This window comes from Haloplanus rubicundus, assembly GCF_003342675.1.
Lineage (GTDB): Archaea > Halobacteriota > Halobacteria > Halobacteriales > Haloferacaceae > Haloplanus > Haloplanus rubicundus.
In genome coordinates this window covers 2,019,528-2,031,019 of the sequence record NZ_CP031148.1, presented here as the reverse complement: position 1 = coordinate 2,031,019, position 11,492 = coordinate 2,019,528, and the positions used below count along the sequence as shown (strand labels likewise).

Below are 11,492 nucleotides of genomic sequence, written 5' to 3'. Positions count from 1 at the left end.
CGTCGCCGTCGTCGAATCGGCCGATGGCGCTGCTCGAAAACGTCGTCTTCGTCTTCCTCGCCGGACTGGTGACCGCGTTGGCGACCGGGCTGGGTGCGATTCCGTTCTTCCTCGTCGACGACGTGAGCGACCGCTGGAACGTGGCGCTGTGGGGCCTCGCCTCGGGGATCATGGTGTCGGCGTCCGTGTTCGGACTCGTCTTCGAAGGGCTCTCCGCGGCCGACTCGCCGCTGGAAATCGTCCCCGGTCTCGTCGCGGGGGTGGTCCTCGTCGTCGTCGCTCACGAGGTGATCGAGGGGTACGAGATGAGCCCGAAGCGCTACGAGGAGGCGGACTTCCGGAAACTCCTGCTCATCCTCGGCGTACTGACCGTCCACAGCTTCCCCGAGGGCGTCGCCGTCGGCGTCTCCTTCGCCGACCTGGGACTGCAGGCAGCGGCCGGGGCGACGCTCGGCCTGTTCGGCTTCGTCGTCCCCCTGCTCGCCGTCTTCATGACCGTCGCCATCTCCATCCACAACGTACCGGAGGGCGTGGCCATCTCCATTCCCCTCCGGACGCTCGGCGTCTCGGAGTGGAAGATGGTGTGGTGGGCCGTCTTCTCCAGCCTGCCCCAGCCGGTGGGTGCCGTGATCGCGTTCCTGTTCGTCCGCGTCGCCCGCGAGTTCCTCCCCGTCGGCTTCGGCTTCGCGGCCGGCGCGATGATCTATCTCGTCGTCACGGAGTTCATCCCCGAGGCCCTCGACATCGGCGCGGGACTGCCGGGCGGCGGCAAGCGCGAACTCGTCGCCGGCGTCACCGTCGGCGTCCTCGCGATGCTCCCGCTCCTGTTCGTCTAGTGGCTGTGACCCGTCGCCTCGCCGAACGTCATCCCGAAGCGCTCCTCGAACAGGTCCTCGGCTTTCTCGTTGATCGCCTCCAGATCGCCCGGCACCTCGCCCTCGGCGTGGTGGACGATGGCGTGGGACCGCTGGACGAAAGAGAGCAGCGTAATCTCGGCGACGACCGTCGTCGGGTCCTCACCCTGTTCGGCGAGGGCGTCGACGAGTCCGACCGGGAGTTCGAGTTCGTCGCTGTCGCCGTCGGGACCTTCGATGGTGTACGTCTCGGTGTCGACCATACGGCTACTGGGAACGCCCGGTATAAGGACGTGTGGGAAACGGGCGTCGGGAACCCAACCGATATCACGGTTCGTCCGGTAGGGTACGCACCGATGAATCACCGAACTGCGAACGCGAGCGCATCCCGGAGGACACGATAACATGCCGTGGGGCGTCAACACGGAGTTCACCGAGGAGGAGGGACCGGAAGTGGAAATCGACGAGGAGCAAGAGAAAGTCGAACGGGGCGAGGAGGGGACCGAAACCACGGCGGATTTCGACATCGACGACGCGATCGCGAATCTGGACTGAACGGCGTAACCGTGGTCAGTCGTCGCTCTCGGCCGCCGCCGGCTCTTCCGCGGCCGCGCGCTCCCGTTCCAGGTCTTCGAGGTAGCCGTCCGCGTCGATGGCGGCCTTACAGCCCATGCCGCCCGCGGTGATGGCCTGCTGGTAGTGGTAGTCGACCACGTCGCCCGCGCCGAACAGGCCGGGGACGCCCGTCGCCGTCTGTCCGCCGCCGTCGCCGCCGGCCGTCTCCAGATAGCCCTCGTCGTCCATCTCCACGTCCAATCCCTCCAGATACGACGTGTTCGGGGTGTGGCCGATGGCGTAGAAGACGGCGCCGGCGTCGAAGTCGTACTCCTCCGTGTCGGGGTCGTCGAGTTTGTCCGTCGGGTGACCCTCGGGATGGTGGACCATCGTCACGTGGTCGACGCCCTCCTCCGGCGTCCCGTGGAGTTCGGTTACCTCCCGATTGAGTTCGAGTTCGATCTCGCCCTCGTCGACCTTCTCCATCACGCGGTCGATCCAGTAGTCCTCGGCGCGGAACTCCTCGCGTCGGTGGACGAGGTGGACCGTCGAGGCGAACTTCGTGAGGAAGACGGCCTCCTCGCAGGCGGCGTCGCCGCCGCCGATCACGACGATCTTCTCGTCGCGGAAGAAGGCGCCGTCGCAGGTGGCACACGTCGACAGTCCGTAGCCCATGAGTTCGTCCTCGCCCGGGATACCCAGGGTGCGGGCGCTGGCGCCCGAAGCGGCGATGAACGCGTCCGACGTGTACTCCGCGCCGCTCGACAGCGTCACGCGGAAGGTGTGGCCCGGTCCCGACGACTCCTTCACGTCGACGTTCTCGATGACGCCGTTCTTTATTTCCGCGCCGAACTTCCGGGCCTGCGCTTTCATGTCGTTGACCAGGGTCGGCCCGCTGATCCCCTCGGGGAAGCCGGGGTAGTTGTCCACGTCGGTCGTCAGCGTCAACTGCCCGCCGGGTTCGTCGCCCTCGAACACCAGCGGGTCGTTGTTCGACCGGCCGGCGTAGATGGCGGCCGTGAGTCCCGCGATCCCGCTCCCGGCGATGATGAGACGCCGGTGGTCGGCGCCGTCGCTCTCGCTCATACCCGGGATAGGTGGGAGGGACCCATTTAGCTTGCGCTGTCGGGTCACGACCGCGCGAATCCGGGCACGCACCTTCTTGTCCCGCGCTCACCCATCGCCGGTCATGCCCGCCGACCTGCAGGAGAAGACCGATCGCTACGAGCGGATGCTCGCGGACGCCCTCGCCGAGGCGGAGTCACGCCCGCCCGCGGAGACGCCCCTCGGCGAGGCGGCCGCGGAGTGTCGGGAGATGGCCGAATCCTACCTCGACGACGGCCGCCACTTCCGCGAGACCGGCGACCCCGTGAACGCCCTCGCCGCCTTCTCCTACGGCTACGGGTGGCTCGACGCCGGTGTGCGGATGGGCCTCTTCGCCGTCCCCGAGGACACGGATCTGTTCACGACGTAGGCAACGTACTATACGAATCGACGACGAACGTGAAGGTATGCCACGACCCCGCACCGACGGCGGCACCGAAGTCGACCCCGAACGCTACGCCCGCTTCGACACCCGCGCGGGCAACCCGGCGATGACGCCCGACGGCCGGTTGCTCGTCAGCAACCACCCGTTTCCCTACGGGGACGCCCCCGACTATCGCGTCGTCGAGTACGTCGACGACGAGACGGTGCGCCCCTTCCCGAACGAGGCGTGGAGCACACCACCCGGCGACGACGGCGTCGGCATCCACCAGTTGATCGGCCTGCGCGCCGACCCGGACGGGATGGTCCGCATCCTCGACATCGGTAACCCCGCCGAAGGTCACCTCCCCAAACTCGTCTCGTGGGATACGACGACCGACCGCCTCCACCGCGTCGACCACGTCCCCGCCCACGCGGCGACGGAACTCTCCTTCATGCAGGATTTCGCGTACGACGCGGTGCGCAACGCCATCTACATCGCGGACCTGGGGCTGAGTGACGAGCCGAGCGATCCGGGCGAGCCAGCCCTCGTGGCCCTCGACCTCGATACGGGCCGAACCCGACGGGTGATCGAGGACCACCCGAGCGTCCTGCCCGAGGAGGGCGTGATTCCGATCATCGAGGGCGAGCCCGTGGTCCAGGAGAACGCCGCGGGCGAGTACGAACCGATCAGCGCCGGTCTCGACGGCATCACCATCGACCCCGCGTTCGAGTGGGTATACTACTGCGGCATCACGACCGAGAGCGTCTACCGAATCCGCGCCGCCGACCTGCTCGACGAGACGCTCTCCGACGCCGAACTCGACGACCGGATCGAGCGCTACGGCGACAAGGAGGTGTGTGACGGCATCACAGTCGACACCGCGGGCAACGTCTACATCACCGACATGACCAACAACGCCATCGGCGTGACGCGACCCTCCGGCGAGTACGAGATCATCGCCCGCGACGACGAGAAGTTCCTGTGGCCCGACGGCTTCTGCTGTGGGCCGGACGGCCACATCTACGTCACCGTCACTCAACTCCACCGCGCGCCGCCGTTCAACCGGGGCGAGGAGGAGTCGTACCACCCCTTCGAGCTGTTCCGGTTCGAGAGTCTGGCGCCGGTGACGGTGGGTCGGTAGGAAGGCGTCGGAGTCGACCTCAGGGCCGTTCGTACTCGGGGTCGAACATCCGCGCCGCCTTCGGTTCCGGATCACCCGCGGTGACGTTGTACCTGCCGAAGTCCTCGATCCCTGCCGCCCGGAGGACATCCTCGTCGTACACGGCGTGCCCGCTGAAGGTCCCCGGATCGCGGTCGAGGAGTTCCAGCACCGTGTCCGCGACGACCGCCGGCGTCCGCCAGTCGTCCGCGTCGCCCAGTCCGAAATAGCGCGTCGCTCGCGTCTCGATCAGCGTGACCGGCCAGAACGCGTTCGCGGCGATCGGTTCGTCGTCGAGTTCCGCGGCGAGCGAGAGCGTGGCGAACGTCATGCCCAGCTTCGACCACGCGTACGCCGCCTTCCCCGGCGCCCGGTCCATCCGGATCGGCGGCGCGTTCGTCAGGATATGTCCGCCGCCGATCGCCCGGAGATGTGGCAGGAACGCGCGAGAGACGAGGTAGGTGCCGCGGACGTTGACCTCGGTCAGCAGGTCGAAGCGGTCGGCCGGGAGGTCCTCGATGGCCGCCTGCTGGATCGCACTCGCGTTGTTGACGACGACATCCACCTCGCCGAACGTCTCGATGGCTTCGTCGACGGCGGCCCGCACCGCGGCCGTGTCGCGCACGTCCAGCCGGATGGCGTGGGCGTCGACGCCGCGATCCTCGCACGCCGCCGCCGTCTCGTGGATGGTTCCCTCGAGGTCGGTGTCGCTGTCGTCGACGGTCTTCCCGGTCGAGACGACGTTACAGCCGGCCTCGGCGAGCGCGAGTGCAATCTCCTTCCCGATCCCCCGCGTCGTCCCCGTGACGAACGCGGTCCGCCCGCGCAGATCCGGTCGCTGGTAGGTCACGTGCGTCGCTATCGTGCCCGTGGCCTAATACTGCCGGCTGTACGTCGATCGAGAGATTCGTCACTCCGGGGCGACGGATCTCTTGAACAGTTACGGCCGACAGTACGAGGATGTCGCTGACCCGAAGGTTCAATCGGGCGTGGCCGAAGAGTGGGACGATGAACGGGTCGTCGACCGGCAGAGCCACGCACGCGAGGATCGTGTCCCCGTGACCGACCCCGTCGACCCGGACGACGACCGCTCTCTCCCATCCTCCTTCGACTTCGAGTTCGGACCGGCCGTCGTCGGCCTCCTCGTCGGCGCCGGCGGCCTGCTCTTTCTCGTCGACCCCCTCGTCGGCGCCGTCGCGCTCGGACCGGTACGGGCGCGGCCCGTCGCGCTCTCGACGGTAGCCCTCGGCGCCGGCTTCTGTCTCGGCGCCGGCGTCTTCTACCGCCGCGGCCACCGGCTCTTCGCCGCCGCTCACGCCGTCTTCGGACTCGCGTGGCTGGGGGTTGCCGTTGGCACCGCCCTCGGTAACGGCGTGGTCGTCGTCGGGGCCGTCCTGCTCGTCGTCGCCGGGGCGGGCTGGCTGGTCACCCGGACGCGGGCGTGGTAGGGCGCGTCGCCGCGGCCGTCAGTACCGATACGTCGGCCCCTCGTCGCCGTCCTCGACGGTGACGCCGAGTGCCTCTAGGTCGTCGCGCAGGTCGTCGGCCCGGTCGTAGTTGCCCGCCTCGCGTTCGGCCTCGCGCACGTCGAGGACGAGTTCGATCAGGTCGTCGGCGAGGTGCGCCTCGCCGCCGGCGTCCGCTCCGCCGCCGAAGTCGAGTCCCAGGACGCCCTCCGCGAGGTCCTCGAACGTCTCCACCGCCTCCCGGAGGCCGACGTAGTCGTACTCCTCGTGCCCGTCGACGTGGCGGTTGACCGCCGTCGCGAGTTCCAGCAGGGCGGCCATCGCCTCGCGCACCCCGAAGTCGTCGTTCATGGCCGCCGTGAACTCCTCGCGGGTCCGTTCGACGGCCGTCCGCAGGTCGTCGTCCTCGACTTTGGTGCGGGCGTCGACGCCGTCGCAGGCCTCGACGGCCGCCTCGTGGGCACGTTCGAGGCGTTCCCAGCGCTCCTCGGCCTCCGCCATCGCCGCCTCGCTGTAGGTCTGTTTCGACCCGTAGTTGGTCGAGCAGTAGAACGTCCGGACGACGTTCGGGCCGAACTCCTCGAGGGCGTCGGTGACGTAGAAGTAGTTGCCGAGGCTGGAGCTCATCTTCTCGCCGGCGGTTTCGAGGAGGCCGGTGTGGAGCCAGTAGCGCGCGAACTGCTCCCCCGTCGCCGCCTCGCTCTGGGCGATTTCGTTCTCGTGGTGGGGAAAGACCAGATCGTGACCGCCGACGTGGATGTCGATGGTGTCGTCCAGATGGGTCGTGCTCATCGCGGAGCACTCGATGTGCCAGCCGGGCCGTCCCTCGCCCCACGGGGAGTCCCACGTCTCGCCGGACGGGGGATGGTCGCCGACTGGCCGGTCGTCCTTCCGGTGTTCGGCCACGTCGCCGGGGGAGACGCCGTTTGCCTTCCAGAGCGCGAAGTCCGCGGGGTTGCGCTTCTCACTTCGCTCGTCGGGGTCGCCCTGGGCCTCCATATCCTCGGGGCGCTGGTTCGAGAGTTTGCCGTAGTCCTCGAACTGCGTCACGTCGAAGTAGACGGAGCCGTTCGTCTCGTAGGCGTAGCCGCGGTCGAGCAGCCGCTCGACGAGGGCGACGATTTCGGGGATGTGCTCCGAGACCCGCGGGTACACCGCCGCGCGCTTCAGGTTCAGGCCGCGCATGTCGGCGAGGACGGAGGCGATGAAACCCTCCGCGACGTCGAGTTCCGACTCGCCGAGGTCGTCCTCGCCGACGCGGGCGACGATCTTCTCGTTCACGTCGGTGAAGTTCTCGACGTGACGCACGTCGTAGCCGAGATGGTCGAGCCACCGGTGCATCACGTCGGCGTGAGTCCACACCCGGGCGTGGCCGAGGTGGGCGTCGTCCGAGACCGTCAGCCCACAGACGTACAACAGGACTTCGTCGCCCCCCGGCTCGAACGCCTCTCGCTCGCCCGTCAGCGTGTTGGTCACGGACAGCGTCATTGGAGAGCCTTCCAAGTCGAGGCATTAATATCTGTAGAAACGCGCGTCGGCCGCCGTCCGGGCCTTTCATAAGCCAGCTTACAGAATAGTCGTTCGGATTACAGTTATCCGGGGTCGGGACTTGCATTCCCACGCGACGAGTGCGATCCGTCGCGAGTTCGGTCCCCGCGGACGCTTCCGGGCGCCGCCACCGTTTCTCCGTCACCGACGCCACCCGTCCAGCCGACGGGCGATCCGGTCCCGGTTCGCGTAGCCGAGCGCGGAGAGCCCCGTGAGCAGGACGAGTAGTCCAATCGCCACCTCGGTGTCGCCGGTCGCGATCAGGTCGCCGAAGACGTTCGCGAGAAAGAAGGCGGGCGCCCGCCCGACCACGGCGACGACGACGAGTTTTCGGAGTCGGATGGGCGTAAGGCCGCCGACGAAACAGATGGCGTCGTCGGGTAGTCCGGGGATCAAAAAGAGGACTAAGAGGCTGAGGAGGCCGCGCCGCTCGACGAATCCGTCGAACGTCGCCAGCGCGTCCTCGGCGACCATCCGCTCGACGTAGGTCCGCCCGAATCGGCGCGACAGCCAGAACGCGGCGGCGCTCCCGATGCCGATGCCGACGACGTTGTAGAGCGTCCCCCACCACGGGCCGAAGAGGTAGCCGGCGACGGCGGCCAGCACCTGTCCGGGCACCGGCGCGAGCACCACCTGGAGCGCCTGGAGGACGATCAACGCCAGCGGCGCCCAGACGCCGAAGCCCCGGACGTACGCCCGGGCCGCCTCGGCGTCGGTCAGGAACGCTATCTGCCGGCGCAACAGGACCGCCGCGCCGACCAGAAGGAGTCCCACGAGGAGTAGGTGGAGGAGGACCTGGCGGCGCGCCCGCGGCGAAGCGAACAGTCGGGGCGGGGCGGGTGCCATCGCTACGCCCATCCCATCGGACGGCCTGTCGGTCGGAACGACACGTTCCGCACCTGCGTACGTCCCGAGCATAAATCCCGTCGCCGCGGCGACGGGGCGCGATCGGTCAGGTGCGTTCGACCTCGACGTGCACGTCGGTTCCGGCATCCAGGTTGTCGGCGACGGGACAGCGTTCCTCGACTTCGGCCATCCAGTCCGCCAGCGCGTCGGCATCGGCGTCGGCGTCGACGGTCACGTGCGCCCGGATCGACCCGAACCCCGCCCGTGAGTCCGTCTCCCCGCCCTTGTACCTCGCGGCGTCGATGTCGCCCTCGACGCGCACGTCGAGGCCGCGGACGACCATCCCACGTTCCTTGGCGACGAGGTGACCGATGACGTTGATGCAGGCGGCGAGCGACCCCAGGAGGTGTTCGAGGGGACTCGCGTCGCCGACGACGAACTCCGTCTCGGCAGTCTCGATGGTCGTTCGCTTCGGTCCCTCGCTCCGACCGGTGACCGTAATCGTGGTCTCCGAGGCGGTGGACTCGCGTGCCATACCGTCCATACGTGTCAGTATAAGATAAATTCTGTCGGTCGAGCCGGCAGTACCTGACTGGAATCAACACCCGTATATCGGTGTCCCCGTCTATTGGACGTACGAATGACCGACGTTAGCGTCATCGGGTGCGGTCACATGGGGAGCGCCCTGATCAGGGGCCTCGACCGGACCGGCACCCACAGGGTGGTCGCGTGTGATCTGGACACGAGCGCCCTCGAAGCAGTCGAGCCGTACTGCGCCGAGACGACGACCGACATCGCGTCGGCCGCCGACGCCGACGTGGTGTTCGTCGCGGTCAAGCCGAAGGTCATCGCGGCGGTGCTCGCCGACCTCGACCTGCCGGCCGACGCGACGCTCGTCACCATCGCCGCGGGCGTCCCGCGGTCGTTCGTCGAGTCCCACACCGACGCCACCGTCGTCCGGATCATGCCCAACCTCGCCGCCGAGTTGGGCGAGATGGCCGCGGCCGTCTCGTGGGACGACGTCGACGACGACGTGCGCGACATCCTCGACGACCTGGGCGAGTTCGTCGAAATCGAGGAGGGGGAGATGGACGTGGCGACGGCGCTGAACGGGAGCGGCCCGGCCTTCGTCTACTACCTCATCGGCGCGATGCGGAAGGCGGCCGTCGCCGAGGGACTGCCCCCCGACGCGGCGGCGACGCTCGCCGCCCAGACGTTCAAGGGCGCGGCCGAGACGGTCGTCCGGTCCGACGAGGACACCGACGCCCTGATCGACGCCGTCGCGACCGAAGGTGGCACGACCATCGAGGGGATGGAGGTCCTCTGGGACAGCGACGTGGAGTCGGTGCTGGCGGAGACGCTGGGTGCCGCCGCCGAGCGTTCCCGCGAACTCGCCGGCGGGTTCGACGATGAGTGAGAGCGAAGCGGTCGCCCCCGAAGAGATCGAGCACGCCCGGCAGTTGGCGGCGGACGCGGAGCGCGTCGTCGTCAAGGCCGGCACCAACTCGCTGACCGACGACGAGTCCAACTTGGACGACGCCAAACTCGACAAACTCGTCGACGACGTGGAGGCGCTCCTCTCTCGGGGCAAGGAGGTCCTGCTCGTCTCCTCGGGCGCCATCGGCGCCGGCAAGGGCCGCGTGGGCTACCCCCAGGAGACCGTCGAGGAGTCACAGGCGCTCTCGACGGTCGGGCAGAGCCACCTCATGCGCCGCTACACGGAGAGCTTCGAGCGCTACGGCCGGACGGTGGCCCAGATTCTCCTGACCGATCACGACCTCGAAAATCCGGAACGCTTCACCAACTTCCGGAACACGGTCGAGACGCTACTCGATTGGGGTGTCGTCCCCATCATCAACGAGAACGACGCGGTGGCGACCGAGGAGATCCGGATCGGCGACAACGACATGCTCTCCTCGTCGGTGGCCATCGGCGTCGACGTGGATCTGCTGGTGACGCTGACGGACGTGGACGGCGTCTACACCGGCAACCCGAAACGGGACCCCGACGCGAAGCGCATCGAGGCCGTCGGCCGCAACTACGGCTACGTCCAGGAACTCGTCGCCGGCGCGTCGAGCGAGGGGGTCGGGTTCGGGGGCATCCGGACGAAAGTGGAGGGCGCCCGCGACGCGAGCGAACACGGCATCCCGGCGATCATCGCGGCGTCGGCCGAGCCGGACGTGCTGGAAAAAATCGCTACTGGCAAATCCGTGGGGACGCTATTCGTCCCCGTGAACGGGGTCATCGATGACTGAGCAAGCCACCGAACGGAAGGTCGCCGAGGCACAGAGCGCCGCGCTGGAGCTGGCGAAACTGGACGACGACGAACGGAGCGAGGCGCTCCACGCCATCGCCGACGCCCTCGCGGCGAACGAGGAGCGCATCCTCGACGCCAACGAGACGGACGTGGCCGAAGGCGAGGCGCTGCTCGAAGCCGGCGAGTACAGTCAGGCGCTCGTCGACCGCCTGAAGCTCTCGCCGTCGAAACTCGACGACATCGCGGAGATGGTACGTAGCGTCGCCGAACAGGACGACCCGCTGGGACGGACGCTCTCCGCCCGCCGCCTCGACGACGGTCTCGAACTCTACAAGGTGGGCGTCCCCATCGGCGTCATCGGCACCGTCTTCGAGTCCCGACCGGACGCGCTGGTTCAGATCGCCGCCCTGAGCCTGAAATCGGGGAACGCGGTGATCCTCAAGGGCGGGAGCGAGGCCAGCCACTCCAACCGCGTCCTCTACGAGGTCATCCGCGAGGCGGCGGGCGAGATGCCCGACGGCTGGGCGCAACTGATCGAGGCCCGCGAGGACGTGAACACGATGCTCGATATGGACGACTCCATCGACCTCCTCATGCCCCGCGGGTCGTCGGAGTTCGTGAGCTACATCCAGGACAACACCAAGATTCCGGTCCTCGGGCATACGGAGGGCATCTGTCACGTCTTCGTCGACCACGACGCGGACCTGGAGATGGCCGAAGACGTGGCCTTCGACGCGAAGGTGCAGTACCCCGCGGTCTGTAACGCCGTCGAGACCCTGCTGGTCCACGAGTCGGTCGCCGCCGACTTCCTGCCCGACATGGTCGAGCGCTATCGCGAGGCGGGCGTCACCCTCCGCGGCGACGCGGCGACACGGGAGGTCGTCGACGTCGACCCCGCGACCGACGCGGACTGGGAGACGGAGTACGGCGACCTCGAACTCTCGATCAAGGTCGTCGACTCGCTGGATTCGGCCATCGACCACGTCAACGCCCACGGCTCGAAACACACCGAATCCATCCTGACCGAGGACAGCGACCGCGCGGCGACGTTCATGCGGAGCATCGACGCCGCGAGCGTCTTCCACAACGCCTCGACGCGCTTCGCCGACGGCTACCGCTACGGTCTCGGCGCCGAAGTCGGGATCAGTACGGGCAAGATCCACGCCCGCGGTCCCGTCGGCCTCGACGGCCTGACGACGTACAAGTACTACCTCGAAGGCGACGGCCACCTCGTCGCCACCTACGCCGGCGAGAACGCGAAGCCGTACCTCCACGAGGAGTTCGCGGGCGAGTGGATTCCGGGCCGCCTCGCCGAGGAGTAGGCGAGAAACACCGACGG

14 protein-coding genes are annotated in these 11,492 nt (G+C 68.1%); 8 read left to right on the top strand and 6 right to left on the bottom strand.

Features of this window, described 5'->3' with window-relative positions; genetic code table 11:
• The first annotated feature begins 23 nt into the window (after positions 1-23).
• Positions 24-836 (top strand): ZIP family metal transporter, encoded by an 813-nt coding sequence (locus tag DU484_RS11350; RefSeq protein ID WP_114586155.1) that lies wholly within the window; start codon positions 24-26, stop codon positions 834-836.
• Here DU484_RS11350 and DU484_RS11345 read toward each other — a convergent pair.
• Complete coding sequence (locus tag DU484_RS11345; protein WP_114605943.1) at positions 833-1,117, bottom strand: DUF7545 family protein; 285 nt, start codon at positions 1,115-1,117, stop codon at positions 833-835. The two genes, DU484_RS11350 and DU484_RS11345, sit on opposite strands and share 4 nt — an antisense overlap.
• 142 nt (positions 1,118-1,259) lie before the next feature.
• Between DU484_RS11345 and DU484_RS19560 the strand changes: the two genes are divergently transcribed.
• Complete coding sequence (locus DU484_RS19560) at positions 1,260-1,409, top strand: hypothetical protein (protein WP_157969332.1); 150 nt, start codon at positions 1,260-1,262, stop codon at positions 1,407-1,409.
• A 15-nt stretch (positions 1,410-1,424) separates the two neighbouring features.
• Here the strand turns inward: DU484_RS19560 and DU484_RS11340 are convergent, their stop codons facing one another.
• On the bottom strand, positions 1,425-2,495 hold the full coding sequence (locus tag DU484_RS11340; protein WP_114605942.1) for an NAD(P)/FAD-dependent oxidoreductase: 1,071 nt from the start codon (positions 2,493-2,495) through the stop codon (positions 1,425-1,427).
• 103 nt (positions 2,496-2,598) lie between these two features.
• Between DU484_RS11340 and DU484_RS11335 the strand changes: the two genes are divergently transcribed.
• Complete coding sequence (locus DU484_RS11335) at positions 2,599-2,883, top strand: DUF357 domain-containing protein (protein ID WP_114586152.1); 285 nt, start codon at positions 2,599-2,601, stop codon at positions 2,881-2,883.
• 37 nt (positions 2,884-2,920) lie between these two features.
• Positions 2,921-4,018, top strand: a complete 1,098-nt coding sequence (locus DU484_RS11330) for an L-dopachrome tautomerase-related protein (protein ID WP_114605941.1) — start codon at positions 2,921-2,923, stop codon at positions 4,016-4,018.
• 19 nt (positions 4,019-4,037) lie between these two features.
• Here the strand turns inward: DU484_RS11330 and DU484_RS11325 are convergent, their stop codons facing one another.
• Positions 4,038-4,886: an SDR family oxidoreductase gene (locus tag DU484_RS11325; protein ID WP_114605940.1), complete on the bottom strand. Its 849-nt coding sequence runs from the start codon at positions 4,884-4,886 to the stop codon at positions 4,038-4,040.
• Between the two features lie 139 nt (positions 4,887-5,025).
• On the opposite strand from DU484_RS11325, the gene DU484_RS11320 reads away from it, so the two are divergent.
• On the top strand, positions 5,026-5,484 hold the full coding sequence (locus DU484_RS11320) for a hypothetical protein (protein ID WP_222844838.1): 459 nt from the start codon (positions 5,026-5,028) through the stop codon (positions 5,482-5,484).
• 18 nt (positions 5,485-5,502) lie between these two features.
• Here the strand turns inward: DU484_RS11320 and cysS are convergent, their stop codons facing one another.
• The 3 genes from cysS to DU484_RS11305 all read right to left on the bottom strand — a co-directional run bounded on the left by cysS (position 5,503) and on the right by DU484_RS11305 (position 8,431).
• Positions 5,503-6,990: a cysteine--tRNA ligase gene (gene cysS / locus DU484_RS11315; RefSeq protein WP_114586149.1), complete on the bottom strand. Its 1,488-nt coding sequence runs from the start codon at positions 6,988-6,990 to the stop codon at positions 5,503-5,505.
• Between the two features lie 201 nt (positions 6,991-7,191).
• On the bottom strand, positions 7,192-7,896 hold the full coding sequence (locus DU484_RS11310; protein ID WP_187347693.1) for a TVP38/TMEM64 family protein: 705 nt from the start codon (positions 7,894-7,896) through the stop codon (positions 7,192-7,194).
• Positions 7,897-8,002: 106 nt separating this feature from the next.
• On the bottom strand, positions 8,003-8,431 hold the full coding sequence (locus DU484_RS11305; RefSeq protein WP_157969557.1) for an OsmC family protein: 429 nt from the start codon (positions 8,429-8,431) through the stop codon (positions 8,003-8,005).
• A gap of 105 nt (positions 8,432-8,536) precedes the next feature.
• Here DU484_RS11305 and proC point away from each other — a divergent pair, with 105 nt between their 5' ends.
• The 3 genes from proC to DU484_RS11290 are packed head-to-tail and all read left to right on the top strand — an operon-like array spanning position 8,537 to position 11,475.
• A complete protein-coding gene (proC, locus tag DU484_RS11300) occupies positions 8,537-9,313 on the top strand; it encodes a pyrroline-5-carboxylate reductase (RefSeq protein ID WP_114605937.1) in 777 nt (258 codons plus the stop codon).
• The gene (gene proB, locus DU484_RS11295; RefSeq protein WP_114606776.1) at positions 9,306-10,151 is read left to right on the top strand and encodes a glutamate 5-kinase; all 846 of its coding nucleotides are present in this window, start codon (positions 9,306-9,308) and stop codon (positions 10,149-10,151) included. Before proC ends, proB begins: the two co-directional genes overlap by 8 nt.
• A complete protein-coding gene (locus tag DU484_RS11290) occupies positions 10,144-11,475 on the top strand; it encodes a glutamate-5-semialdehyde dehydrogenase (protein WP_114605936.1) in 1,332 nt (443 codons plus the stop codon). Before proB ends, DU484_RS11290 begins: the two co-directional genes overlap by 8 nt.
• Positions 11,476-11,492: the final 17 nt, after the last annotated feature.

What these genes read in the sequence shown, in the direction of transcription:
- DU484_RS11350 (WP_114586155.1), top strand. Translation starts at nt 24, where the DNA reads ATGGCGCTGCTCGAAAACGTCGTCTTCGTCTTCCTCGCCGGACTGGTG.
- DU484_RS11345 (WP_114605943.1), bottom strand. Translation starts at nt 1,117, where the DNA reads ATGGTCGACACCGAGACGTACACCATCGAAGGTCCCGACGGCGACAGC.
- DU484_RS19560 (WP_157969332.1), top strand. Translation starts at nt 1,260, where the DNA reads ATGCCGTGGGGCGTCAACACGGAGTTCACCGAGGAGGAGGGACCGGAA.
- DU484_RS11340 (WP_114605942.1), bottom strand. Translation starts at nt 2,495, where the DNA reads ATGAGCGAGAGCGACGGCGCCGACCACCGGCGTCTCATCATCGCCGGG.
- DU484_RS11335 (WP_114586152.1), top strand. Translation starts at nt 2,599, where the DNA reads ATGCCCGCCGACCTGCAGGAGAAGACCGATCGCTACGAGCGGATGCTC.
- DU484_RS11330 (WP_114605941.1), top strand. Translation starts at nt 2,921, where the DNA reads ATGCCACGACCCCGCACCGACGGCGGCACCGAAGTCGACCCCGAACGC.
- cysS (WP_114586149.1), bottom strand. Translation starts at nt 6,990, where the DNA reads ATGACGCTGTCCGTGACCAACACGCTGACGGGCGAGCGAGAGGCGTTC.
- DU484_RS11310 (WP_187347693.1), bottom strand. Translation starts at nt 7,896, where the DNA reads ATGGCACCCGCCCCGCCCCGACTGTTCGCTTCGCCGCGGGCGCGCCGC.
- DU484_RS11305 (WP_157969557.1), bottom strand. Translation starts at nt 8,431, where the DNA reads ATGGCACGCGAGTCCACCGCCTCGGAGACCACGATTACGGTCACCGGT.
- proC (WP_114605937.1), top strand. Translation starts at nt 8,537, where the DNA reads ATGACCGACGTTAGCGTCATCGGGTGCGGTCACATGGGGAGCGCCCTG.
- proB (WP_114606776.1), top strand. Translation starts at nt 9,306, where the DNA reads ATGAGTGAGAGCGAAGCGGTCGCCCCCGAAGAGATCGAGCACGCCCGG.
- DU484_RS11290 (WP_114605936.1), top strand. Translation starts at nt 10,144, where the DNA reads ATGACTGAGCAAGCCACCGAACGGAAGGTCGCCGAGGCACAGAGCGCC.